At 70.4% G+C, this 24,175-nt stretch carries 20 protein-coding genes and 1 pseudogene; 10 read left to right on the forward strand and 11 right to left on the reverse strand.

The window, feature by feature from the left end; translation table 11 throughout:
• Positions 1 to 2 precede the first annotated feature (2 nt).
• On the reverse strand, positions 3 to 512 hold the full coding sequence (locus tag QMG73_RS33660) for a SigE family RNA polymerase sigma factor (RefSeq protein WP_281902522.1): 510 nt from the start codon (positions 510 to 512) through the stop codon (positions 3 to 5).
• Between the two features lie 128 nt (positions 513 to 640).
• On the opposite strand from QMG73_RS33660, the gene QMG73_RS33665 reads away from it, so the two are divergent.
• From QMG73_RS33665 to QMG73_RS33695, 7 genes are all read left to right on the forward strand, one after another.
• Entirely contained in the window at positions 641 to 1,306 is a 666-nt protein-coding gene (locus tag QMG73_RS33665) for a Pr6Pr family membrane protein (protein WP_281902524.1), read from the forward strand.
• 218 nt (positions 1,307 to 1,524) lie between these two features.
• Complete coding sequence (locus QMG73_RS33670) at positions 1,525 to 3,795, forward strand: rhamnogalacturonan lyase family protein (RefSeq protein WP_281902526.1); 2,271 nt, start codon at positions 1,525 to 1,527, stop codon at positions 3,793 to 3,795.
• A gap of 67 nt (positions 3,796 to 3,862) precedes the next feature.
• On the forward strand, positions 3,863 to 5,773 hold the full coding sequence (locus tag QMG73_RS33675; RefSeq protein ID WP_281902528.1) for a PQQ-dependent sugar dehydrogenase: 1,911 nt from the start codon (positions 3,863 to 3,865) through the stop codon (positions 5,771 to 5,773).
• Positions 5,774 to 5,857: 84 nt separating this feature from the next.
• Complete coding sequence (locus QMG73_RS33680) at positions 5,858 to 7,405, forward strand: GDSL-type esterase/lipase family protein (protein WP_281902530.1); 1,548 nt, start codon at positions 5,858 to 5,860, stop codon at positions 7,403 to 7,405.
• Positions 7,406 to 7,430: 25 nt separating this feature from the next.
• Complete coding sequence (locus tag QMG73_RS33685) at positions 7,431 to 8,834, forward strand: GDSL-type esterase/lipase family protein (protein WP_281902533.1); 1,404 nt, start codon at positions 7,431 to 7,433, stop codon at positions 8,832 to 8,834.
• A 25-nt stretch (positions 8,835 to 8,859) separates the two neighbouring features.
• Positions 8,860 to 10,131, forward strand: a complete 1,272-nt coding sequence (locus tag QMG73_RS33690; RefSeq protein WP_281902536.1) for an SGNH/GDSL hydrolase family protein — start codon at positions 8,860 to 8,862, stop codon at positions 10,129 to 10,131.
• A gap of 62 nt (positions 10,132 to 10,193) precedes the next feature.
• Entirely contained in the window at positions 10,194 to 11,153 is a 960-nt protein-coding gene (locus QMG73_RS33695) for a PaaX family transcriptional regulator (RefSeq protein ID WP_281902538.1), read from the forward strand.
• Positions 11,154 to 11,160: 7 nt separating this feature from the next.
• Here QMG73_RS33695 and QMG73_RS33700 read toward each other — a convergent pair whose 3' ends face one another.
• The 4 genes from QMG73_RS33700 to QMG73_RS33715 all read right to left on the reverse strand — a co-directional run bounded on the left by QMG73_RS33700 (position 11,161) and on the right by QMG73_RS33715 (position 14,813).
• Positions 11,161 to 11,613, reverse strand: coding sequence for a nuclear transport factor 2 family protein (locus tag QMG73_RS33700; RefSeq protein ID WP_281902539.1), 453 nt, complete (start codon positions 11,611 to 11,613; stop codon positions 11,161 to 11,163).
• A 42-nt stretch (positions 11,614 to 11,655) separates the two neighbouring features.
• Positions 11,656 to 12,270 (reverse strand): FHA domain-containing protein, encoded by a 615-nt coding sequence (locus tag QMG73_RS33705; protein ID WP_281902542.1) that lies wholly within the window; start codon positions 12,268 to 12,270, stop codon positions 11,656 to 11,658.
• Between the two features lie 8 nt (positions 12,271 to 12,278).
• On the reverse strand, positions 12,279 to 13,790 hold the full coding sequence (locus tag QMG73_RS33710; protein ID WP_281902544.1) for a serine/threonine-protein kinase: 1,512 nt from the start codon (positions 13,788 to 13,790) through the stop codon (positions 12,279 to 12,281).
• 90 nt (positions 13,791 to 13,880) lie between these two features.
• Positions 13,881 to 14,813, reverse strand: coding sequence for a hypothetical protein (locus QMG73_RS33715; protein WP_281902547.1), 933 nt, complete (start codon positions 14,811 to 14,813; stop codon positions 13,881 to 13,883).
• Positions 14,814 to 14,980: 167 nt separating this feature from the next.
• On the opposite strand from QMG73_RS33715, the gene QMG73_RS33720 reads away from it, so the two are divergent.
• Positions 14,981 to 16,426, forward strand: a complete 1,446-nt coding sequence (locus QMG73_RS33720) for an aldehyde dehydrogenase (protein ID WP_281902550.1) — start codon at positions 14,981 to 14,983, stop codon at positions 16,424 to 16,426.
• A 10-nt stretch (positions 16,427 to 16,436) separates the two neighbouring features.
• Here the strand turns inward: QMG73_RS33720 and QMG73_RS33725 are convergent, their stop codons facing one another.
• The 6 genes from QMG73_RS33725 to QMG73_RS33750 all read right to left on the reverse strand — a co-directional run bounded on the left by QMG73_RS33725 (position 16,437) and on the right by QMG73_RS33750 (position 21,315).
• Complete coding sequence (locus QMG73_RS33725) at positions 16,437 to 17,513, reverse strand: ABC transporter permease (protein ID WP_281902552.1); 1,077 nt, start codon at positions 17,511 to 17,513, stop codon at positions 16,437 to 16,439.
• Entirely contained in the window at positions 17,510 to 18,445 is a 936-nt protein-coding gene (locus QMG73_RS33730; protein WP_281902554.1) for an ABC transporter ATP-binding protein, read from the reverse strand. Before QMG73_RS33730 ends, QMG73_RS33725 begins: the two co-directional genes overlap by 4 nt.
• Positions 18,446 to 18,526: 81 nt before the next feature.
• Entirely contained in the window at positions 18,527 to 19,183 is a 657-nt protein-coding gene (locus QMG73_RS33735; protein WP_281902556.1) for a response regulator, read from the reverse strand.
• A complete protein-coding gene (locus QMG73_RS33740; protein ID WP_281902557.1) occupies positions 19,180 to 20,460 on the reverse strand; it encodes a sensor histidine kinase in 1,281 nt (426 codons plus the stop codon). The genes QMG73_RS33735 and QMG73_RS33740 overlap by 4 nt, the downstream gene beginning before the upstream one ends.
• A 46-nt stretch (positions 20,461 to 20,506) precedes the next feature.
• Positions 20,507 to 20,722: a hypothetical protein gene (locus QMG73_RS33745; protein WP_281902558.1), complete on the reverse strand. Its 216-nt coding sequence runs from the start codon at positions 20,720 to 20,722 to the stop codon at positions 20,507 to 20,509.
• A 179-nt stretch (positions 20,723 to 20,901) separates the two neighbouring features.
• On the reverse strand, positions 20,902 to 21,315 hold the full coding sequence (locus QMG73_RS33750) for a BP74-related protein (protein ID WP_281902560.1): 414 nt from the start codon (positions 21,313 to 21,315) through the stop codon (positions 20,902 to 20,904).
• A 63-nt stretch (positions 21,316 to 21,378) separates the two neighbouring features.
• On the opposite strand from QMG73_RS33750, the pseudogene QMG73_RS33760 reads away from it, so the two are divergent.
• Together QMG73_RS33760 and QMG73_RS33765 are read left to right on the forward strand one after the other, a co-directional pair.
• Positions 21,379 to 22,525, forward strand: a pseudogene (locus QMG73_RS33760) (FAD-dependent monooxygenase).
• A gap of 15 nt (positions 22,526 to 22,540) precedes the next feature.
• Entirely contained in the window at positions 22,541 to 24,175 is a 1,635-nt protein-coding gene (locus tag QMG73_RS33765) for a methyltransferase (protein WP_281902563.1), read from the forward strand.

The raw sequence follows: 24,175 nt of genomic DNA on the forward strand, positions 1-24,175 counted from the left end.
CGCTATACCTCCTCGGTGATGAGTTCGGCCAGATGTGGCGCGAGCGTGCGCAGGCGGCCCAGCGCATGGGCCGTCTGGCTCTTCACGGTCCCCTCCGAGCACCCCAGGATCTGGGCGGCCTCGGCGACCGGGCGGTCCTCGTAGAAGCGGAGCACCAGCACGGCCCGCTGCCGTGGCGTCAGCCGCGCCAACGCCTGCTGAAGCGCGACGCGGCGCACGGTGCCGTCGGCCTCGTGGCCCACCGGCCTCTCCGGCAGCCGCTCCACCGGCAACTCGTCGTACCGCTGCCGGCGCCGCCACAGCGAGATCGCCTCGTGGTACATCACCTTGCGTACGAATGCCTCCGGCTGGTCGTACCCGGAGATGGTGCGCCACCGGCGCGCGGCCTTCAGCAGGGCGTTCTGCAACAGGTCCTCGGCGGCGGCATGACTGCCGGCCAGGACGTACGCCAGCCGCGACCACGTCTCCGTATGTGCGGCGAGAAAGTCCCGAAATCCGTCGAACCGGTCCAATGGCCCCCACTCCCCTCAATGCCTCTGGACGTAACACGACCGGGGCGTGGGCGCGGTTGGAAGGCGATGCGCTCCGAAGGGCCGGGTACGGTACGGGTGCTCTGCGATCGTGACGGCGGATGGTGGACATGTCGATCTGGGTACGGCCGGCGCTCTGGTGGCGGGTGGGCATCGTGCTGGCCGCGTGCTTCGGGCTGACCTTCCACTCAAGTTCGCTGGTCTACTTCACGGTGCAGAGCAACCTGATCGTGCTGGGTTACTTCGGCGCGAGCGTCTACTGGATGGTCCGCCGGGGTGATCCGGCGCCGGCGGCACCCCGGTTGCGCGGCGCGGTCACGCTTTGGATCATGATCACCGGCCTGGTGGCGCACATCCTGCTCAACCATGGTGCGAACCCGCTGCCCGGCCTGGTCGAGAGCGGGAACCTGTTCGCGAACTGGTCCACCTTCGCCCTGCACTATCTCGTGCCCGGCATGGTGCTGCTGGACTGGCTGGTGTTTGCGCCGCACCGCGTGGTGCCCTACACCGACCTGCCGCTGTGGCTGCTGTACCCGTTGGGGTACGCCCTGGTGGCGCTCGGCCGGGCGGCGGTCTATCCGGGCTTCGACACCCCGTACCCGTACTACTTCCTGGACCCCACCGAGCGGGGCTACGACTGGGTGTTCGGCCAGTTCGCGATCCTGACCGTCGAGTTCACCGTACTCGGGATGATCCTGCTTGGTCTTGACCGGCTGGCGGCCGGCATTGGCCGGCGTGCCCGCCGGGATGTCTCGTCCCTTCCGGCCCGAGGTTGAGCCGCCCTCGACACCACCGCGGCTGAGGCCGTCGATAATCATCGATTGACAGCTCGTTGCTCGACGGCAACACTGTCTGATGCACAACCTGATCAGGTTGGAGCGCTCACAACCGGCCACTGCGATGGTCGAGCAGTTCAACAGGGCACACAGATCCATGCTCGCCCTGATCGGCAGTGATCGACTGTGAGCGCTCCCAGTATCGTTTGGAGATAACCATGTCTTTGCGTAGACGGCGCGTCGCGCTGCTGTCCGCGTGCGCGGCCACGGCGGTCGGTGCCGCGGTCGCGGTGGTGACCGTGGCCTCCGCCGCGGCGACGCGTTACGAGGCCGAGACGGCACCGGCGACGTGTGCGGGCACGATCGATTCCAACCATGCCGGGTTTTCCGGCACCGGCTTCTGCAACAGCAGCAATGTGGTCGGCGCGGCTGCGCAGTTCACGGTGTCGGCGTCGGCGGCCAGCACGGCGACGGTCGGGATCCGGTACGCCAACGGCACCTCCGACAACCGGGCGGCCGACATCGTGGTCAACGGGACGGTCGTGCAGCCGGGCGCCGCGTTCAACGGCACCGGCGCGTGGACGACCTGGACGACGGCGACCGTCAGCGTGCCGGTCAACGCGGGCAGCAACACGATCCGGTTGTCCGCGACCACGGCGCTGGGCCTGGCCAACATCGACTACCTGGATGTCGAGGTCGGTGGCGGCGAACCCACCACACCGCCGCCCAGCTCACCGCCGCCGACTGGGTCGGGTAAGCAGATGGAGGATCTGAACCGGGGCCTGGTCAGCGTGCGCTCGGGCAGCGGCAACCTCGTCTCGTGGCGGCTGCTCGGGTACGAGTCGATGTCGACCGGGTTCAACGTGTACCGCGGCTCGACGAAGGTGAACTCGGCGCCGGTCACCAACTCCACGAACTACCTGGACTCCGGCGCCGCGGCCGACGCCTCGTACACCGTGCGCGCGGTCGTGGACGGCGTCGAGCAGGCGGCCTCGGAGCAGTCGCTGCGTTTCACCGGCGGCAACTACCTGGACGTGCCGATCTCCCGGCCCGGCAGCAACTACACCGCCGGTGACGCCAGCGTCGGTGACGCGGACGGCGACGGCCAGTACGAGATCTTCCTCAAGTGGGACCCGAGCGACCAGAAGGACAACTCGCAGTCCGGGGTGACCAGCAACGTCTACATCGACGCCTACCGGCTCAACGGTACCCGGCTGTGGCGCATCGACCTGGGCCGCAACATCCGGGCCGGCGCGCACTACACCCAGTTCCAGGTGTACGACTACGACGGTGACGGCCGCGCCGAACTGGCCGTCAAAACCGGTGACGGCAGCATCTCCGGCACCGGGCAGACGATCGGCAACGGCAGCGCCCTGCACCGTAACTCCGACGGATACATCATCACCGGCCCGGAGTACCTGACGATGTTCAACGGTCTCACCGGCGCCGTGCTGTCCACAGTGGCCTTCCAGCCCGCCCGTGGAAACATCAACGACTGGGGTGACAACTACGGCAACCGCGGCGACCGGTTCCTGGCCGGCACGGCGTACCTGGACGGCCAGCGGCCTTCGCTGATCATGGGGCGCGGCTACTACGCCAAGAGCGCGATCGCCGCCTACGACTTCCGCAACGGCCAGCTGACGATGCGGTGGAAGTTCGACTCCAGCAGCGCCGGCAGTTCGTGGACGGGTCGCGGCACGCACTCACTGTCCATCGCGGACGTCGACGGCAACGGCACCGACGAGGTCATCTACGGCGGCATGACCATCAACGCCAACGGCACCGGCCGGTACACGACCAGCTTCTACGCCCACGGTGACGCCCTGCACGTCGGTGACTTCGTGACAAGCCGCGCCGGCAAGGAGATCTGGCAGATCCACGAGCAGAGCTCCGGCGCGTCCGCCACCCTGCGGGACGCCAACAACGGCTCGATCATCATGCAGAAGAACAACAGCTGCGGCTGCGAGGGCCCGGCCCGCGGTGTGGCCGGCGACGTGTACGCCGGAAACGCCGGCGCCGAGTTCTGGGGCACCGGCACCGGACTGGGCAACCTGTTCAACTCCTCCGGCGGCAGCGTCGGGCGCAACCCGGGCAGCTACAACTTCCTCGCCTGGTGGGACGGCGACCCGGTTCGCGAACTGCTGGACGGCAACCACGTCGACAAGTACGGCACCGGCGGCGACACCCGCCTGCTCACCGGCTCCGGCGCGCACTCGGTCAACGGCACCAAGTCGACCCCGTCGCTGTCCGGTGACCTGTTCGGCGACTGGCGCGAGGAGATCATCCTGCCTCGGGACGACAACAACGCGCTGCGCGTCTACAGCACACCCACCCAGACCGACCGGCGGATCTGGACGCTGATGCACGACGCCCAGTACCGGGTCGCGATCGCCTGGCAGAACACCGCGTACAACCAGCCGCCGCACCCCAGTTTCTTCCTCGGCAACGGCATGAGCACCCCGCCGCAGCCCAACATCCACGTCCGCTGACACCCCCAACCGTCGAGCGCGCCGGCCGCCCGCCCGGCCGGCGCGCCCGACCTGTCCTGGAGGCACGATGAACCCGTCGGTCCGCACATCGGTCGGGATAGGCGTGGTGGCAGTCGCGCTGGTCGCCCTCGTGGCGGCCCCTGACCACCATCAGGCCGCGGCCGCCGAGGTGCGGTACGAGGCGGAGCAGGCAAGGATCGTCGACGGCATCGTCGAAAACGCCTACGCGGGCTTCACCGGCACCGGCTACGTCGACAGCGCCGCCGCGGTCGGCGCCGCCGTCGAGTTCGACGTTCGCACGCCGGCCGCCGGAACGCGGACACTGGTCATCCGGTACGCCAACGGCTCCCGCGTCAACCGCCCGGCGACTGTCGCGGGAAACGGCACCGTGCGGGCGACCCTGCAGTTTCCCCCGACCGGCCGCTGGACGACCTGGCGCACGCAGACGGTGAGCGCTCCCCTGACGGCGGGCGCCAACCTGGTGCGGCTCGCGGCCACGACAGCGCGCGGCCTGGCCAACATCGACTCACTGTCCTATGACGACGGTCTGCCGGGCTCGCCGTCTCCCACCGTTTCTCCGACCGTCTCCCCCACCGGGTCGGTGCCGCCCCGCACACCGATCTCCGACCCGATCCCGCAGGCACCGATCCAGGCCCAGCTGGGTCTGGTCCTGACCGAGTTCGCGCGGTTCCCGCAGTCGAACCCGGTGCCCGCGCCGACCGACCCGCGGATGATGCGCACCGCCCGCATCAACTATCTCGGGCAGGTTCCCGGCTCCAGCCTGCTGTTCACGCCCGACCTCAACGGCCGGCTGTACACGCTGCCGCCGACCGGCGGCACGCCGAGCGTCTACCTCGACGTGGCCGCGACCGTGGGTGCGAACTTCTTCTCCGGCAAGGGTTTGGGCAGCGGCTTTGGTTTCGTGGCCTTCCACCCCGAGTTCGCCACCAACGGCCGCTTCTACACCACGCACACCGAGGCGCTCGGCGCGCTCGGCTCGATCGCCCCGGACTGGACCCAATCCGGTGCGGTCATCCACAGTGTCCTGACAGAGTGGACGGCCACGAATCCAGCGGCCCTGTCGTTCAGCGGCACCCGCCGCACGCTGCTGCGAATCGGGTTCGCCAGCTACATACACGCCATCCAGCAAATCGACTTCAACCCCAACGCGGCACCCGGCGGCACCGACTACGGCCTGCTGTACGTCGCGGTCGGCGACGGCGGCCGCGGTAGCAGCACGACGGTGCCGCAACAGCTCAATGTCCCGCACGGCAAGATCCTGCGCATCGACCCGCGGGGCACGAACAGCACCAACGGCCGGTACGGCGTACCGGCGGTGAATCCCTTCGCCGGCACCAGCGGCGCGCTGGGCGAGATCTACGCGCTGGGCATGCGCGACCCGCACCGGTTCAGCTGGGACACCGGCGGCACGCGACGGATGTTCCTCGGCCACATCGGCGAGCACGACATCGAGGGCGTCTACGACCTGCGAGCCGGCGACAACCTCGGCTGGAGCGAACGGGAAGGCTCCTGGGTCTTCGACCGGCGCGAGCCGTGCAACCTGTACCCGCTGCCCGCCGACGACGCGCGGTTCGGCTACGACTACCCGGTCGCGGCGTACGACCACAACGCGGCCACCATCCCGTGCGGCGACGACGCCGGCAAGGCCATCGTGGGCGGCTTCGTCTACCGCGGCACCGCCCTGCCGGCACTGCGCGGCAAGTACGTGTTCGGCGACATCGTCGACGGCCGCGTCTTCTACACCGACGAGGCCCGGATGGTCCGCGGCGGCGGACTCGCACCGCTGTACCAACTGCGCGTCGTCACTGCCACGGGTACCCCGACCACGATGGCCTCGCTGGCCGGCGACGCGCGCGTCGACCTGCGGCTCGGCACCGACCGGGCCGGTGAGCTGTACCTGCTCGCCAAGGCGAACGGCCGGATCTGGAAGGTCACCGGCGTGGACGCCGGAAACTAGAAGTTTAGATACATCGATTGACAGTTGCCCGCTTGATCGCGACACTGTTTGACGCACAGCCCGAGTCGACGGGAGCAGCTACAGATGATCAAGGCACCGACCACGCCGGACGCGTTGATGAAACGATTCACGTCAGGGCGGCGCACACGTAGGCGGCGCGCCGCTCTGCTCTCCGCCTGCGCGGCGGTGGCCGTCGCCGCCGCGGTCGCCACCGTCAACGTCGCCTCGGCGGCGGCGACCCGCTACGAGGCCGAGACGGCACCGGCCACATGCGACGGTTGGGTCGAGTCCAACCACACCGGGTACTCCGGCACCGGCTTCTGCAACAGCAACAACGCGGTCGGCGCGGCCGCGCAGTTCACCGTGTCCGCGTCGGCGGCCGGCACCGCCACCGTCGGGATCCGGTACGCCAACGGCACCGCCGACAACCGCGCGGCCGACATCCTCGTCAACGGCGCGACCGCCCGGTCCGCTGTCGCGTTCGGCGGCACGGGCGCCTGGACGACCTGGACGACGATGACCGTCAGCGTGCCGGTCAACGCCGGCAGCAACACGATCCGGCTGAGCGCGACCACGGCACTCGGCCTGGCGAACATCGACTACGTCGACTTCGAAGTCGGCGGCACACCGCCCACGTCGTCGCCCTCGGCGACCGCGTCTCCGCCTGGCCGGCCACCCCAGTGCACCGGCACGTCGCCGATCACCTGCCGCTTCCCCGTCTCGCCCGGCAACTACACGGTGACCGCGTGGATCGGCGACCCCGCCTCGGCCGGTAACACCTCGATGTCCGTGGAGGCCCGCCGCCGGATCCTGCCGGCCATCTCCACCGCGTCCGGCACGGTCACGCCGTACACGTTCACGATCAACGTGCGGCAGCCGGAAGGCCAGCCGACCGGACAGGGCGGCACCGGCAACGCCGGCCTGGACATCACGTTCGCCGGATCGGCACCCCGACTGTCCGGCCTGACCGTGCAGCCGGCCAGCAACCCGCTCGTGGTGTACCTGGCGGGCGACTCCACGGTCTGCGACCAGGCGACCGCCCCGTACACCGGGTGGGGGCAGCTCCTGACCACGCGCGTGTCGGGCCGCGCGGTCATCGCCAACTACGGCGACTCGGGAGAGAGCTCGGGCAGCTTCCTGAGCAACTCGGCGCTGTTCCCCAGGATGCGACCGCTGATCAAAACCAACGACCTGGTGCTGATCCAGTTTGGACACAACGACAAGACCACGAGCGCGTCGGCGTTCCGGAGCAACCTCACCACGATGGTCAACCAGGTGCGTGCCAGCGGTGGCGTCCCCGTCCTGGTCACCCCGCCGGTACGGCGGCTGTTCGACGGCAACCAGCTCAACGGCACCGCCCTGCACATCAACGGCGCCGGCGCCAACCTGCCCGCCGAGATGCGCAGCCTCGGCTCCTCGATGAGCGTGCCGGTGATCGACCTGACGGCCAAGAGCGAGGCGCTGGTCGAGTCGATGGGCCCGACCAACTCGGCCCAGCTCTTCCTGCGCCAGTCACCCGACGGCGTCACCGACAACACCCACTTCTCCGAGTACGGCGCCGGCCGGATGGCCGACCTCGTCGTCGAGGGCATCCGCGAACGCAACCTGTCCCTGGTCGGCTACCTGCGTTGACGCGGGTGAGGTATCGGAGAACGCCATGAGACTCAGGTCATCGCTCATCGCCTGCACCCTGCTCGCCGCCGGCGTCACGGTCCTGTCCGGAAGCGCCGCGGTGGCGGCGCCGACGCGGTACGAGGCCGAGACGGCACCGGCGACCTGTGCCGGCACCATCGACTCCAACCACACCGGCTTCTCCGGGAGCGGGTTCTGCAACGCCGACAACGCGATCGGGGCCGCCGCACAGTTCACCGTCACCGCCTCAGCGGCCGGGACGGCGACACTCGGCATCCGGTACGCCAACGGCACCACCACCGCCCGACCCGCCGACGTCCTCGTCAACGGCACCCGCGCCACCGGAGCGTCCTTCGACGGCACCGGCGCCTGGACCACCTGGACGACGCTCACGCTGACCGCACCCGTCAACGCCGGCACCAACACCATCCGGCTCAACCCGACCACCGCGAGCGGCCTGGCGAACGTCGACGCCCTCGACTTCGAGGTGGGTAGCGGCCCGGTCGGCGGGAACGGCCAGCCGAACGACGCGAACATCCAGTACTACGGCCGCTGGAACAAGTCCAACTCCGCGTACTACGCGATGGGCTGGGCCGGCGGCTACCTCGATGCCCGCTTCACCGGAAACTCCATCGGGGTACGCCAACGAAACGCCATCGACCTGCACTACTCCATCGACGGTGCGCCGACGCAGTGGCGCCGCAACGTCTCCGGCAACGTCACCCTCGCCAGTGGACTGTCGAGCGGCTCACACACCGTCCGGATCGGTTATCGGGAACGGGCCGGCTCGTACACCGGCGACCCGGTCTTCGGCGGCCTCATCCTCGCCAGCGGCGGGCAGACCACAGCGATCAGCAGGCCGGCGAACCTGGTCGAGTTCATCGGCGACTCCATCACCGTCGGCCAGCCCAACGCCAACCGGCCCTTCAGCGCGTACCCGTGGCTCGCGGCCGAAGGGCTCGGCGCGGCGCACACCCAGGTCGCCCAGGGCGGCGCCTGCCTGGTCAGCCAGGACTGCTACGGGATGATGGACTGGTTCCGCCGCTCGTCGGCCTCGGCGACCACCGACGACTGGAACTTCGCGACCTACCAGGCGACCGCCGTCGTGATCAACCTCGGCACCAACGACATCGGCCACAACGTGTCGACCACGCAGTTCCAGCAGGGCTACGTCACCATGCTCCAGCGGCTCCGCCAGGCGTACCCCAACGCGGAGATCTTCGCCATGGGCGTGTTCCGCAACCGGTACGTGACCGAGACCCGCAACGCCGTGGCGGCGCGCAACGCGGCCGGCGACAGCAGGGTCCGCTTCGTCGACACGACCGGCTGGATCGTGGCCGGCGACACGACCGACAACGTCCACCCGTCCGACGCCGGTCACGTGAAGATCGCACAGCGGCTGCGGCCGATCCTCGACCAGTACATCTGAGTGGCAGCGGCACAGAGGGAGAGCCATGAGAACACGACCGATCGTCTTCTGTGCCGCCGCGCTGGCGAGCGCCACCGCACTGGTGACCGCGGCGACGGTGGTATCCACCACCGTCGCCGCGGCGGCGTCGACCCGGTACGAGGCTGAGGCCGCGCCGGCGACCTGTGCCGGCACCATCGACTCCAACCACACCGGCTTCTCCGGTACCGGATTCTGTAACGCCGACAACGCGATCGGGGCCGCCGCGCAGTTCACCGTCAACGCCTCAGCGGCCGGGACGGCGACGCTCGGGATCCGTTTCGCCAACGGCACCACAACCGTCCGGCCCGCCGATGTCGTCGTCAACGGCTCGCGCGTCGCGGGGGTGTCCTTCGAAGGCACCGGCGCCTGGACCACCTGGGTGACGAAGACGCTGACGCTCTCGGTGAACTCCGGCAGCAACACCATCCGGTTCAGCCCGACCGCGGCCGACGGACTGGCCAACATCGACTATCTCGAAGTGACCACCGCGGACGGGCCGACGCCGAATCCGACACCGTGCGCACCCCCGACGACAAGTGCGCCTCCCTCGTCCTCCCCGATCACGGTCTGGCTGGCGGGAGACTCCACAATGGCCGATCCATCGGGCGGCGCGGTATGCCCGGCCGGCTGGGGCAACCAGTTCGCCCAGTACTTCAAAAGCAACGTCACCGTGCGAAACAGCGCCATCGGCGGGCGGAGCATCCAGACGTGGCTGTACGACCCCAACGTCACCAGCACCAAGAACTCCGCCGGTGAGTGCGTCGTCAATCCGAATACGTACTCCACGCGCTGGCAGGCGATGCTCAATGCCACCAGCGGCATGAAGGCCGGCGACTACCTGCTCATCCAGTTCGGAATCAACGACGGCACCAGCGCCTGCCCGCGGCACGTCGGTTCCGCGCGGTACCAGCAACTGCTCGGCGTGATGGCCAGCGCGGCGAAGGCGCGCGGCGCCCGCCCCGTCTTCCTGACTCCGGTGGCCGCGATCAGCTGCTCGGGCAGTACGGCGGTCGGCAACCGCGGGTTCATCACCGAGACGAACTCCGCCGCCAGCGCCAACGGCGTACCCGTCATCGACCTGCACCGGCTGAGCTACACGCTCTACAACCGCCTCGGGTTCTGCCCGTTCAACGGCGACTACAACGCCGGCCCGGTGGGCGCCTTCTTCTGCCAGGATCACACCCACTTCGAGGCCGCCGGGGCCCGGCAGATCGCCGGAGTCGTCGCCAAGGCGCTGAGCGACCAGCAGATCCCCCTTGCCGCGTACCTGAAGTAGCGACGTCGGGGAGCCGTTACAGTCGTAACGGCTCCCACCCCGACGCGCACCGGAAGTGGATCATGGTACGCCCCTTCAACATCGAGGAGATCTTTCCCGAGGCCGATTCGGCGCGGCTGCCGCGCCGGCAGGCCGGCAGTTCCTCGCAGGGCCTGGCGGTGACGCTGCTCGCCGACTACACCATGCCCGCCCGCGCCTGGCTCCCGTCAGCGGCGATCGCCGCCCTGCTCGAAGAGTTCGGCGTCACCAGCGGCGCGGCGCGCACGACGATCAGCAGGCTGGCCCGGCGCGGGGTACTGGAGGGCAGCCGCCAGGGCCGGCACAGCTCGTACCGGCTGACCGAGCCCGCCGCGATCGACCTGTCCAACGGCGGCGGCGCGATCGCCGCCTTCGGCGTGTCTCCGGAGCCGTGGGACGGGCTGTGGACGCTGGTCTCGTTCTCCATACCGGAGCAGGAGAGCACGCAGCGGCGCGCGTTGCGCACCTACCTGCGGTGGTGGGGGTTCGCGCCCCTGCACGACGGGGTGTGGGTGTGGCCGCACCCGCTGCCGGAGAAGGCACACGCCGAGCTCGCGCAGCTGGCGCTGGGGTCGATGAGCCTGTTCCGCGCGGGCCACATCGACCTGCCGACCGACGCGAACCGCAGTCCGATAGCCGCCTGGGACCTGCCGGCGATCGCCCAGCAGTACGAGGAGTTCCTCCGCCTCTGGAACGGGTGGCTGCCACGGATAGCCGCCGGCGACGTCACCGGAGTCGACGCGGTGCGGACCCGCACCGAGGTGATGGACATGTACCGCCGCTTCCCCGTGCTCGACCCGATGCTGCCCATCGAGCTCATGCCGCCGGGCTGGCCACGCGCACGCGCCCGCGAGGTGTTCGTCGCGGTGTACGACGGGCTCGCCAAACCGGCTCAGCAGTACGTGCAGGATCTCGTGCTGCGGGTCGCCGCTGAGCCCTATCCCGATCTTCGGGCGCACACCGTGGCCGAGATGACCGCCGGGATGTCTCCCGAAGAGCCCTGACGCCGCGTCAGGCCGGGCGGAACGACGCCATCGTCCGGTTGGGCTCCCAGTACGCCTTCATCGAGGTCACCAACCCGTCGCGGTCGACGACGTACACCATGATCAGGTGGGTGGTGGCGTGGCTGCCGTCGGCGAGGATCGCTTTGATCGTGCCGATGTTGGCGCAGGTGTCGCTGCCCGGGTTGGCGAACGAGTCGGTGATGGTGAACTCGAACCTCGCCACCGGGGCGATCGCCGATTTCCAGAACGCCGACAGGCCCTCGTGCCCGTGGTGGCCCTTGCCCTCCGGGTCGAACATGGACGGTCCGACCGGGTCCTCCAGGATCGCGTCCTCGGCGTACACCGACAGCCATCCGTCGAGGTCACCGCGCGCGACAGCGGAGTAGGAGCGCTGCGCGGCGGCGCGGGCCGGATGAGGGTCGTCAGGGGCGTTCCAGATCACCGCGTCGGACGCAATCATGCGCACATCGTACGGCGGAAATAGAACGCGTTCCAGTTTTAGTTACGCCGGCCCGCCCGACGAGCCGCGCAGGTCGGCGAGCGTGACCGACAGCCGCGCCATGGCCTCGTTGGCGAGCCGGACCCGCCGCCGGTCGCCGTCACCGTCGATGCCGAACTTCTCGTACAGGCGCAGCAGGTGCTGCTTGACCGCGGCTTCGGTCACCACCAGCGCCGCGGCGATCTCGCGACTGGAGGCCGGCTCGGTGAACAACTGCTGGGTCAGCAGCGGGCGGCACAGCTGGATCAGCACGTCCCGTTCCCGGGCGGTCAGCGCCGGCCCGGACGCCGCCCCCTCGGTGGCCGGGCCGGCGATCGCGGCACCGGCGCCGGCCCGGTACACGAAACGCGACGAGCCGGCGCGGATCTCGTCGCCGTCGGCCAGCGCCCGATCCTGCCAGATGCGTTGGCCGTTGACAAAGGTTCCGTTTCGGGAGCCGAGGTCTCGCACGCACCACCCGGCCGGGTACCGCTGCAGGACCGCGTGCAACCGGGACAGCCTGCGGTCGACGGGTACCGCGAGATCGTTGGAGTCGGCGCTGCCGAGCGTCAGCCGGTCGCCGTCCAGCGGCACGACCTGCGGGCCGGCCGGCGTCCACGCCTCCAGGTGATGTCTCATCGGTAGCCCTACGCCCGGATCAGCCGAAACGCATAGTGGCCTTCGACGCCCGGCCCGCCGATCCGCAGCTCGTACCGGCCGGCGTCGAGCTGGAGCGGCCCGTACCGCGCGCACGTCAGGTTGTCGCTGGCGACGGTGCCGCCGCCGCGGCGGGTCAGCGTCCACGGCAGCTGGTGGGCGGCGCAATCCTCGGCGACACCCTGCAGGTACACCCGGCCGCCGCTGGTCAGTACGAGGTCGTAGGTGTCCACCTCACCGATGCCGAGGGTGGCCGTGCCTTTCTCCGGCACGCGGACGTCGAGGTTGATGCCGCGACCGGTGGAGGCGGTGGGGCTCTTGTCGGGGCTGGCGGGGCCGTTGTCGGAGGTGGCGGGGCTCGCATCGGAGCTGGCGCTGGGGGCCAGCGTGTCCTTCGCGACGGTCCCGTTTACGGTCGGCGTGCTGCTGGGCTGGGCGCCGTCGCCTTCGCCCTCGGGCTTGCCCAGGCCCGGAAGGAGCACCACGGCCGTGACCACGGCCGCGAGGGCGAGCGCGACCAGGGCCAGCATCCGGTACGGGATCCGGCGCCGCTCGCCGCGCGCTGGCGCCTCCGTGTCCACAAGGGTCCAGTCGGTCGCGCCGAGAATCTTGGTCGTCGCCAGTACCGGGTCGCCCGCGTCACCCACGAGGGCCAGCAGCAGCTCCCGGGCGGTGGGCCGCTGCTCCGGCTTCTTGCGCAGGGCACGACCGACCAGGTCGCGCAGCCGAGGCTCCAAACCGGACAGATCCGGTTCGTCGGCGATCACCCGCCGCATCAGCTCGTACGGCGTTCCGGTGCCGAACGGCGTCCGGCCCGTCGCCGCGTACGTGATCACGCAACCCCACGCGAAGATGTCGGAGGCCGCGGTGATCTTCCCGTCGAACTGCTCCGGCGCCATGTAGGCGGGCGTGCCGATCAGCGGGCCGGAATCGGTGCGGGCGACCGCGTGGTCCGTGGTGCGGGCGATCCCGAAGTCGATCACCTTCGGGCCCAGCCGGGACAGCAGCACGTTGCCGGCCTTCAGGTCGCGGTGCACGATGCCGGCGGCGTGGATGCCGTTGAGCGCGGCGACCACCCCGGTCGCCAAACTGTCCAACATGGACCCGCGAAGCGGGCCGTCCTGCGCTATCCAGGCGGCCAGCGTCGGGCCCTCGATGAACTCGGTCACCAGGTACGCCACGTCGCCGTCGAGCACGACGTCGAGCACCTGCGCGGTGCAGAACCGGGCTACCCGCCGGGCCGCCTCCGCCTCCCGGCGGAACCGCGCGCGGTACGTCTCGTCGCGGGCGTATTCGGCGCGGATCACCTTGATCGCCACCGGTGCGCCACCGGCGGCGGCGACGTCACGGCCGAGGAAGACCGTGCCCATACCGCCCTCGCCCAGGCGGCCGACGAGCTGGTACGGACCGAGGCGGCGCGGGTCGCCCGGCAGCAGCGGCCCAGCGGGGGAAGGCCCGGCGGGCGCGCCGCCCGCCGAGCCTGTCAACGTGCCGGTAGGCACGTGTGGGTCCACCCCACCTCGCGTCATCGATGTCCTCACGGTCGCTCCGTCCGGCGAATTGTAAGCGCGGGCGACCGCCGGTCAGATCCGTCAATCGATGGAGAACCGCAGACCTTCGCTCTCCTTGTTGAGCCAGACGAACCGGTACGCGCCGGCAGCCGGAGCGGTGACCTCGAAGCACGCCTGCCCATCCGGCTTCACCGTCGAGTTTGGCTGGACGTACACCTGCGCCCGGCTGCAGGAACCAGCGTTGCCGGCCTTGGTGCCGTCGGGCTTCACGAGGGTCAGGTCCCGGTCGAACACGTACGTCATTCCGGCGGCGCCCTCGTTGGTGGCCGTGAACGAGATCAAGACGTACTCCTGACCGCTGGGCGCCTGCGCGAGATTCGCCCAGTCGTCGGCGCGTACCTCACCGCCGGTGACGGTGATGAAGACCTCCTTGCTGCTGCCCCTCGGATACACCCGGCCCTCGACCTTGATCGGCCGTGGCTCCAGCAGGATCGCACCGTCCGGTCGGGCCAGCGGCACGACAGCCTGCCGAAACCGTGGCTCGCCGACCGTCAGCACCGCCTGCGTCAGGTCGAACTTGTCGTCCACCTCGATCGCGATCACTCCGGTCTTGCTGCGCTGCGCCGGCACCTCGGGCAGTTCCGCGTGCGGCTCCGACAGCTCGCCATAGCTGTCGGAGCCGCTGGTCAGGAGCAGGTCCTCGGTCGGCGTGGCGTCGTCGCGGTCCCGGCTGAGGTTCTGGAATGTCGCGTCGATGGCCACCACCGGTGGCCCGTCGCCGCCGGTCGCGGCCGGCGACAGCCGGGCCGTTCCAAGGGTCACCTTGAAGCCGCCGTACCAGTAGGAGCGGTTGACCTGCACCTCCGTGGGCTTCGCCGCGGCCGTCGTCGCCGCGGGCGGCCCGCTGTCGGCGACCGTCTCGGTGCCGTCCCGCTCCGCCGCCCCACAGCCGGACACCGCCATCGCCCCGACCAGCACGGCGGCGATACCGCCGCCTTTCCGCATCGCGTTCATGTTGATGACTGTCGCAGCCGGCGCACACCCGGCGACATGGCCGCGCAGATACAAAGACGCGCTCCCCCGCGACATTCGCCTTACCTTTTGGACAGTGCCTGTCTCGGGGGTGACCTGACGGTATACAGTAACGAGAACACGTTCTAGTTTAGCCTCGAGGAGCGGCGATGCTGGAGTACAAGGAGCTCTACGTCGGCGGCAACTGGGCGCCACCGGCCACGGACCGCCGGATCCACATCGTCTCGCCACATTCCACAGAACCCGTCGGCAGCACGCCCGAGGCCACCGAGCAGGATGTGGACCGGGCCGTCGAGGCCGCCCGCCGCGCGTTCGACACCGGGCCCTGGCCGCGCACCGAACCGGCCGAGCGGATCGCCGCGGTACGCCGGTTCGCCACCGCGTACCTGGCCCGCCAGGAGGAGCTCGCGGAGCTGATCAGCACCGAGATGGGCGCGCCCATCTGGTTCTCGCACGTCGGGCAGGTCGGCGCGACCCTGATGGCGCTGGACGCGTTTCTGTCCGTCGCGGAGGGCTACGCGTGGGAGGAGCAGCGGCTCGGCTCGCTGGGCAACCCGATGGTCGTGCGCCGCGAGCCGGTGGGCGTCGTCGGCGTGATCACGCCGTGGAACGTCCCGCATTTCGTCACCGTGGCCAAGCTCGTGCCCGCCCTGCTGGCGGGCTGCGCCGTGGTGCTGAAACCGGCTCCGGAAGCGCCCGCGTCCGGGCTGGTACTCGCCGAGATCCTGCACGAGGCGGGCCTGCCCGAGGGTGTCGTCAGCGTGCTGCCCGCCGGTCGGGAGGTCGGTGAGCACCTGGTCCGCCACCCGGGCGTCGACAAGATCGCGTTCACCGGGTCGACGGCCGTCGGGCGGCGGATCGCCGCGCTGTGCGGGCAGGACCTGCGCCGGGTCACCCTGGAGCTGGGCGGCAAGTCGGCCGCGATCGTGCTGGACGACGCCGACCCGTCGCAGGTCGCGCAGGGCCTGCAGATGGCCTCGCTGATGAACAGCGGCCAGGCGTGCATCGCGCAGACCCGCATCCTCGCGCCCCGCCACCGGTACGACGAGTACCTCGACGCGGTCGCCGAGATGGTGGGCGGGCTCACCGTCGGCGACCCGCTGGACATGGCGAACTACATCGGGCCGATGGTGGCCCGCCGCCAGCAGGAGCGCGTCGAGTCGTACATCCACGTGGGACAGCAGGAGGGCGCGCGGCTGGTCGTGGGCGGCCCGGGCATGCCGGACGGGCTCGACACGGGGTGGTACGTGCGGCCCACACTGTTCGCCTCGGTCGACAACGGCATGCGGATCGCCCGCGAGGAGATCTTCGGCCCGGTGCTGTGCGTCATCCCGTACGAGGACGAAGACGACGCGGTACGCATCGCCAACGACTCGGACTACGGGCTGGCGGGCACCGTGTGGACAGCCGACGTCGACCACGGACTGGACGTCGCCCGGCGGGTGCGCACCGGCACGCTGGGCATCAACCAGTACATGCTGGACTTCGGCTCCCCGTTCGGCGGGTTCAAGGCCAGCGGCATCGGCCGGGAGTTCGGCCCCGAGGGCATCGACGCGTACGTCGAACTCAAGTCCATCGCCCTACCCTTCGGCTGAAACACAGGCCCTAGCCCACCAGGCGGGCCGCCTCGCGGTCGCGCCAGGCGGTCGCCATCTTCGTGCGGCCGTTGGTGCGCAGCAGCGAACCTTCGTAGATCCGCGCCCCCACGAACACCATCGCCACCGCGGTCAGCGCCAGGATCCCGAGGGACAGCACCGGCTCCCAGGCGGCCGCGTCGTCGGCGAACAGCCGGGCCGGCATGGCGGTCGGCGCCGACACCGGCAGGTACGACATGATCGTCATCGCCGTCTGGTTGTCCTGCAGGACGATCACCGCGATGAAGGGCAGCATCACCGCGATCTGGATGGGCATCGACGCGCCGGCGAGATCTTCCTGGCGGTTGCCCAGCGCGCCGGCGGCGGCCCACAGCGCCGCCAGCATCACGAAGCCGAGCACGAAGAACGGGATGAACCACCCGATCGCCGGGGCGAGCAGCGACAGCACATTGTCCGGCGCGTCGGCCAGCCGGGCGCCGACCATGCCCACGAGCGTGATCAGGGCGAGCTGCCCGAACGCGAGCACGGTGCCGCCGATCACCTTGCCGGCCAGGAGCACGCGCACCGGAATCGTCGCGATGAGGATCTCCACGACACGGGTCTGCTTCTCCTCGGTGACGCTCTGGGCGATCTGCAGGCCGAACGTGAGCGAGGTGGCGAAGAAGACGAACCCGAACGCGTACGGGATCAGGAACGCCAGCACGGGGTCGACCGCGTTCGGGTCGAGCAGTTGCACAGCCGGCTGCTGGCTGAGCGCTTCGACCACGTCGTCGGGCTCGTCGTCCATCGCGAGTACCCGCGGGCCGGCGACCACGGCCGCGTCGACGTCGCCGTCGCGGACCAGCCGCTCGGCCGCCGCGTCGTCGGCGACGGTACGCACATCGAGGCCGGCGTCGGTCAGCGCGGTCGCGGTCGGTCCGGCGACCACGGCCACCGACTGCGGCCCACCGGCGAAGATGCCGGGCAGGACGGTCCCGGCGATCGCGATCAGCAGGAAGATGCCGGTACTCCACAGGAACGCCTTGTCGCGCAGCTTAACCCGGATCTCCCGGGCGGCGACGAGGCGGACGGTGTCGAACGTGGTCATCGGGCGACCTCTCGGAAGATCTCGGCAAGGGACGGGGCGACCGGGCCGAAGGCGCGCACCGGCCCGCGGGCGAGCGCTTCCCGCAGTACGGCCTGGTCCTCGGTCCCGGCGGCTTCGTTCTCGCGTCCGGCGGCTTCGTTCTCGCGTCCGGCGGCAAGGTCGAACACCGCGCGCGGCCCGTCGAGGTCGACCACGGTCACGCCGGGCTGGTCGCGCAGCCAACCGGCGTCGCCGTCGACCCTTATCTCGTACCTGGGCAGGGTGAACGCCGCGCGGAGTTCGTCGCGGCGGCCGGCGGCGAGGATGGCGCCGTCGCCGATGACGACCAGGTCGTCGCAGAGCCGCTCGACCACGTCGAGCTGGTGGCTGGAGAACAGCACCGGTACGCCGCGGGCAGTCTGCTCGCGCAGCACGGCCATGACGGTGTCCACGGCGATCGGATCGAGGCCGGAGAACGGCTCGTCGAGGACCAGCAGCTCCGGCTCGTGTACCAGCGCGGCCGCGATCTGGGCGCGCTGCTGGTTGCCCAGCGACAGCTTCTCGAGCTGCTCGTCCGCCCGCTCGCCGATTCCGAGCCGGTCGACCAGCCCGGTGATGTTCCGCGCGACCGCGCCGGCGGTCAGACCGTGCAGCCGGCCGAGGTACGTCAGCTGGTCCCGGATGGTCATCTTCGGGTAGAGCCCGCGCTCCTCCGGCATGTAGCCGAACCGCCGCCGATGCTCCCGGGTCAGGTGGGCGCCGCCCCAGGTCACCGAGCCGGAGTCGGCGGCGAGCACGCCGAGGATGATCCGCATGGCGGTGGTCTTGCCGGCGCCGTTGGCGCCGACGAACCCGGTCAGCCGTCCGGGCGCCACGTCGAACGTGACGTCCTTGAGCGCCTGCCGCCCGCCGAAGGCCCGGTTCAGCCCGTCGAGACGGAGCAACTGTGTCATGGCTCGACGCTATGCGGGCCCACACGGCGCCGCGTCCGGCGCCGGATGGATCACCGGGGTCCGTCGCGCGACGGACCCGCCTCATCCGCCGGGCGTGACCACCTTGTGCTCGTACGCGAACACGACCGCCTGGGTGCGGTCGCGCAGGCCCAGCTTGGCCAGTACCCGGCTGACGTGGGTCTTGACCGTGGCCTCGCCGAGGTAGAGCGCGGCGGCGATCTCGGCGTTGGTCGCGCCGCTGGCCAGCAGCACCAGTACCTCGTGCTCGCGCGGGGTCAGCTCGGACAGGCGCGCGCCGTCGGTGCGGGTGGCCCCGCCCGGCCTGGTGAACGTCGCGATGACCCGGCGGGTGATCTCGGGTGCCAGCAGCGCGTCGCCCCGGGCCACCACGCGGATGGCGTCGACGAGGGCCTCCGGCGTGCCGTTCTTGAGCAGGAATCCGCTGGCGCCGGCCTGCAACGCGGAGAACAGGTAGTCGTCGCGGTCGAACGTGGTGAGGATCAGCACCGCGGGACCGGCGTCGGCGGCCACGATCCGGCGGGTTGCCTCCAGCCCGTCGACGCCCGGCATCTCCACGTCCATCAGCACCACGTCGGGGCCGGTGCGGGCCGCGAGGTCGACCGCCTGCGCCCCGTCGGCCGCCTCACCGACCACCTCGACGTCGTCTTCCGCCTCCAGGATCACCCGGAACCCGGTCCGCACCAGGTGGTGGTCGTCGGCCAGCAGTACCCGGATCACGCCGGCACCGCCTCGGCGTGGGCGAGCGGGAAGCGGGCCCGTACCCGATAGCCGCCGTCGGCCCGGGACCCGGCCTCCAGCGTGCCGTCGTGCGCGGTGACACGCTCCCGCATGCCGATGAGGCCCAGCCCGACCCCGGCGGTCGCGCCCGGTGGCGCGCCTCGACCGTCGTCCGTGACGTCGATCTCCAGCTCGGCGGTGTGGTACCGCACGCGCACGTCGAGGGCGGACGCGTTCGCGTGCTTGAGCGCGTTCGTGACCGCCTCCTGCACGATCCGGTACGCCGCCTGGGACAGCGACTCGGGCAGCGGGACCGGCTCACCGTACACGCCGAGCGTCGCCGCGAGCCCGGCGTCCCGGGCGTTGCTCACCAACTCGTCGACGCGGTCCACGCCGGAGCCGGTGGGCCGCTCGTCCGGTGTGCCACCGGTCGCCCGCAGCAGGCTGAGCATGCGGCGCAGCTCCTCGACCGCGGTGCGGGCGCCCTGCTCGACCGCGGCGAGGGCGGTGCGGGCCTTGCCCAGGTCCTTTTCCATCACCCGGCGTGCGGCCGCGGCCTGCACACCCATCACCGACACGTGGTGCGCGACCACGTCGTGCAGCTCACGGGCGATACGTACCCTTTCGCCCATGATCGCGCGCTCGCCGGCCTCCGCCGCCAGCCGTCGCAGCTCCTCCGCCTGTACCTCCAGCAGGTGCTGGCGGCGGGCGGAGATCCAGGCAGCCTCACCGAAGAAGATGGCGAACCCGAAGAACAGCGCGTTCAGCAGTACCCCGTTGATGATGGTCGCGAGCAGCGGCTCCAGCGGGCCGGCGGCGTCCTCGAAGGCGTCGGCGGGCAGGTCGGCCGCCGTCTGGGCGATCGCGATGCCAAGCCAGGTGAACATCGCGGCGACGATGCCGATCTGCGCCCATCGGGCCCGCGCCCGGTCGCGATCCCACGCGCCGAGCGTGTAGATGGCGGCGGAGAGGGCACCGTTGGCGATCTGCTGCTCCGGCGAGTGGCGGACCTGCGCGCCGATGAAGGCGATGGAGATCACGATCGCGGCGGCGGCCGGCCACCGCCGGCGCACCGCCAGCGGCAGCGTGACCGCGAGCGTCCACAGGACCTGCTCCGGGCGGCTCGGCACGTCGTCACCGAAGAACATGCCGGCGCTCGTGGACAGCACGAGGTTGAACAGGGCGACGGCCGCGACCGCCACCCCGATGACGACGTCGTTGCGCAGCTGTCTGGCGGTCGGCCCGGGCCGGCGCCACGCCGTCGGTTCCACACTCATGCCCGCGACGATGGCACACACCGCCCACCGGCCGCGAACCCCTTACCTAGAAGGTGCCCTTGCCCGCGTTCGGGTTCTTCGGGTCTTCCGCGTTCGATGTGTTGCCGCCCTTGTTGACGCAGTCCCAGCCGCCCGCGGTCTTGGTGGCCACCTGGCCGCCGGGGCAGTTGATCGGTGCCGCCGACGCCGGGCTGACGCTCACGAGCGTGGCGGCGAGAAACGCCAGGAAGGCGAGGACGATGAACAGGATGCGCTTGCGCATGGCTCCCCCAATCGACTCTTCCCCACTTGCAGACTGCAGCCGTCAGGAAGCAACGACAACATCCTGACGACTACGGTCCGTCACCAAACGGCAGCAAACTGCGCGCCAACGTCTGGGTTTACCCGCAAATGGGCCGATCTCAGGTCATGCGAACGGGTTCACCGCTCCCCGAGGGCGCGCTACGGGAGCGGGGTCATGGCGACCACGCGGCCGCTCCATGGGCAGTACCGGTCACTGGTCAGGGTGCCGTTCTCGACGTCGGACGGCAGCCCGTCGCACAGCTCGATGGTGAAGTCGGCGAACTCGACGTCGTTCGGGTCGATGTGCCAGCTGTAGCCCACGTTGTACTCAGGACCTGAGCGGTCGATCAGGCCGTTCGGGAACTGGTCGCTCGCACCCGACAGGCTGTCGAACGCGGCCGCGATGTCGGCCGCCTCGACGAGGTGGATGCGGTAGTTCTCGCTGCCCGCGCCTCCGGTGACTTTCACCGTCGCCACATACTCCGTGGCGGCCGCCATCGCCGCCGACGGAGCGAAGAGCGTGCTCGCCGTCAGCGCGAGAATCGACAGGGCAATGGTGATTCGTGCTCGCATGGCGCCTCCCCAGGACCAAAGCTCGATTCGCTTCAATGTACCCCTGATCACTCCTTGGAGTGAATGGCGTCCGCGTGTCTCCCGCCACAATCAGTACAGTCGCCGCTACTTAGTGCAACGTGTCGTGAACAGTCTGACCGAAGCGACCGGCAAAGGGAGCACGCGATCACCAAGATCGACCAGGCATCGGTACTCATCGTGGGTGCCGGGCCAGCGGGGCTAGTGCTGGGCAACCTGTTGCGAGCGGCCGGGATCGACACCCTCATCGTGGAACGCGCCAGCCGCGAGCAGGCCCAGACCAGAGCCAGAGCCGGCTTCCTCGGCGCGCACAGTGCCCGCGTACTGGCCGAGCACGGGCTCGCCGCCTGTTTGCTCCACAACGGACGTCCACATGGGACCTGTGCCTTTCGAGGCGACCGTCACCGATGTGGACGCCGGGACCGCCACGGTGCGCTATCGCGACGCGAACGGAATCCACGATGCCCGCGGACGGTTCCTCGCCGGCTGCGACGGCAGCCACGGCGCGACCCGCGGGGCCATCCCCGCTGCGCTGTCCCGCCGTCACGCCCGCGACCATGGCGTGGCCTGGCTGGCCGTCCTCGCCGAGGCGGCGCAGAGCATGCCAGCGGTCACGTACGCCATCCACGACAACGGGTTCGCCGGCCACATGGCGCGCAGCCCTGAGGTGACCCGCTACTACCTCCAGGTACCGGCCGGCGACGACCCCGCGTCCTGGACCGACGACCGGATCTGGACCGAGCTGGCCGTCCGGATGCGGGTGGAACGGTTCGGGGCGCTGAAGCAGGGCCGGATCACGGAGCGGCGGATCGTGCGCCTGCGTTCCGAGGTCGTCGACCCCATCCAGTACGAGCGGCTGTTTCTCGTGGGCGACGCCGCCAGCCTGATCAGCCCATCGGCGGCCAAGGGCGCCAACCTGGCGATTCTGGAGGCCAAGGTACTGGCCAACGCCCTCGTGGACGCCATCGTGCGCGCCGACGAGCGCGCACTGACCGGCTACTCAGGCACCTGCCTGCCCCGCATCTGGCGGGCGCAGGAGTTCTCGCACTGGATGATCGATCTCCTGCACGGCCCCGCCGACGGCGCCCCGGACGCAGGCTTCCAGCGCGCACTGCGCCGCGCCCGGCTCGACAGCCTGCGCGACTCCCGCGCCCACCAGAACCTTTTCGCCGAGCACTACGTGGGAATCTGACCAATGGAAACAGACATGACCTCGCCGGCCGACGACCTCGCCCGCGTCACCTCCCTCGCGGCGCTCATCGGCGCCAACGACACCGAATCCGTCATCGCCGCGACCATGCCGTCGCTCAGTGACGGCGAACGCGCGGCCCTGGCCAGGTACACGAGCTTCACGCACGCCGCGGTCCTCATCTTCCCCACGAGCCTCGACGGGCTGCCCGAAACGCTGGCCGAGCACGGCATCAAGGTCGGCGCCATGACCCCCAGCGTGGTGGTTCGGGGACGGCTGGCCGCCCGGTACGCGGTACCCGCCGCGCGGTTGGAGGTCGGCATCCTGCGCGCCCGCGTCACCGACCGGACCGGCCAGCCGTGCGAGCTGGAGATCTTCGCCATGGCCACACCGGCGGAGCTGGCGCACATCGCGGCGGACGAACGGCTGCGCGGCTGGGAGAATCACTTCGCGCTCGCCGTCACGCCACCCGATCCGGTACTGCTCGGCGGGCTCCGCGCCACGATCGCCGCCCATCTGGAACCCGACGGTGGCGGCTACAACGGCCACGAGGACACGTCTGTCTTCTACTTCCGCGCTCGGCGCCGGGCCGGCTCGCCCTTCCGCCGGCTGGAACTGACCTGTACTGGCCGGTTCGCGCACCCGCTCGCCGCTCACCACCGCGAATCCGTGCCCGGCACCGGGCTGTTGCGCCTGCTGACCGGCGCGTGGGCCACGCAGGCCATCGCGACCGCCGCCGAACTGCGCCTCCCCGACCACCTCGCCACCACCACCGACCTGCCGGGTCTGGCCGCGGCGACCGGCACCGACCAGGAAAGCCTCGGCAGGCTCCTGCGCTACCTGACCGCCCTGGGCCTCGTCCAACCGTCAGCGGCCCACCACGAACTCACCCCGATGGGAGCACTGCTGCGCTCCGATGTGGAGGGTTCCATGCGGTCTCTCGCGTTGATGTACGGGGGCCCGTTCTACCACGCGTTCGCCGCGCTCACCGAGGCCATCCGCACCGGCGAGGAGTCCTACGCGAAGGTCTTCGGCGCCCACCACTTCGCCCACCTCGCCGCCGATCCCGACCTCGCCGGCCTGTTCCACCAGTCCATGGCTGCCAGCAACATCATGTTCAGCGAGGTCGCCCGTACCGTCGACTTCTCCACCGCGCGCGTGGTCGTCGACGTGGCCGGCGGCAACGGCGACCTGCTCTCCCGCGTACTGGCCGCCAACCCGGGCGTGCGGGGGGCTCTGCTGGAACGCCCGCACGCCTTGACCGCCGCCGAGTCGACCCTGGCCCCGGTCGCCGATCGCTGCACCCTCATCGCCGGTGACTTCACCCAGGCCGTCCCCACCGACGGCGACGTGTACCTGCTCTCCCGGGTCCTGCACGACTGGGACGACGCGCAGTGCCGCACGATTCTCGCCACCTGCGCCCGCGACATGCCCGCGCACGCCGAGTTGCTCATCATCGAGCGCCTGCTCCCGGAAGCCCGCGAGACCGATTCCCTGGCCGTGCCGTGGGACATCCACATGCTGTGCAACACCGGTGGCCGTGAGCGCACCGAGTCGCACTACCGCGCCCTGCTGGCCGAGGCCGGATTCGCGCTTGTCGCCGTGCAGCCGCTCCCGCTGGACGCGTATGTCCTATGTGCACGCCGCACGTAG

Origin of the sequence: Phytohabitans aurantiacus, assembly GCF_027923225.1 — a bacterium.
In the GTDB taxonomy this organism is placed as follows: domain Bacteria; phylum Actinomycetota; class Actinomycetes; order Mycobacteriales; family Micromonosporaceae; genus Phytohabitans; species Phytohabitans aurantiacus.

Excerpts from the sequence above, each read along its gene's own strand:
- QMG73_RS33690 (WP_281902536.1), top strand. The coding sequence starts at position 8,860 with ATGAGAACACGACCGATCGTCTTCTGTGCCGCCGCGCTGGCGAGCGCC.
- QMG73_RS33765 (WP_281902563.1), top strand. The coding sequence starts at position 22,541 with ATGACCTCGCCGGCCGACGACCTCGCCCGCGTCACCTCCCTCGCGGCG.
- QMG73_RS33750 (WP_281902560.1), bottom strand. The coding sequence starts at position 21,315 with ATGCGAGCACGAATCACCATTGCCCTGTCGATTCTCGCGCTGACGGCG.
- QMG73_RS33715 (WP_281902547.1), bottom strand. The coding sequence starts at position 14,813 with ATGAACGCGATGCGGAAAGGCGGCGGTATCGCCGCCGTGCTGGTCGGG.
- QMG73_RS33745 (WP_281902558.1), bottom strand. The coding sequence starts at position 20,722 with ATGCGCAAGCGCATCCTGTTCATCGTCCTCGCCTTCCTGGCGTTTCTC.
- QMG73_RS33680 (WP_281902530.1), top strand. The coding sequence starts at position 5,858 with ATGATCAAGGCACCGACCACGCCGGACGCGTTGATGAAACGATTCACG.
- QMG73_RS33665 (WP_281902524.1), top strand. The coding sequence starts at position 641 with ATGTCGATCTGGGTACGGCCGGCGCTCTGGTGGCGGGTGGGCATCGTG.
- QMG73_RS33720 (WP_281902550.1), top strand. The coding sequence starts at position 14,981 with ATGCTGGAGTACAAGGAGCTCTACGTCGGCGGCAACTGGGCGCCACCG.
- QMG73_RS33725 (WP_281902552.1), bottom strand. The coding sequence starts at position 17,513 with ATGACCACGTTCGACACCGTCCGCCTCGTCGCCGCCCGGGAGATCCGG.
- QMG73_RS33695 (WP_281902538.1), top strand. The coding sequence starts at position 10,194 with ATGGTACGCCCCTTCAACATCGAGGAGATCTTTCCCGAGGCCGATTCG.
- QMG73_RS33705 (WP_281902542.1), bottom strand. The coding sequence starts at position 12,270 with ATGAGACATCACCTGGAGGCGTGGACGCCGGCCGGCCCGCAGGTCGTG.
- QMG73_RS33675 (WP_281902528.1), top strand. The coding sequence starts at position 3,863 with ATGAACCCGTCGGTCCGCACATCGGTCGGGATAGGCGTGGTGGCAGTC.
- QMG73_RS33685 (WP_281902533.1), top strand. The coding sequence starts at position 7,431 with ATGAGACTCAGGTCATCGCTCATCGCCTGCACCCTGCTCGCCGCCGGC.
- QMG73_RS33700 (WP_281902539.1), bottom strand. The coding sequence starts at position 11,613 with ATGATTGCGTCCGACGCGGTGATCTGGAACGCCCCTGACGACCCTCAT.
- QMG73_RS33740 (WP_281902557.1), bottom strand. The coding sequence starts at position 20,460 with ATGAGTGTGGAACCGACGGCGTGGCGCCGGCCCGGGCCGACCGCCAGA.
- QMG73_RS33670 (WP_281902526.1), top strand. The coding sequence starts at position 1,525 with ATGTCTTTGCGTAGACGGCGCGTCGCGCTGCTGTCCGCGTGCGCGGCC.
- QMG73_RS33730 (WP_281902554.1), bottom strand. The coding sequence starts at position 18,445 with ATGACACAGTTGCTCCGTCTCGACGGGCTGAACCGGGCCTTCGGCGGG.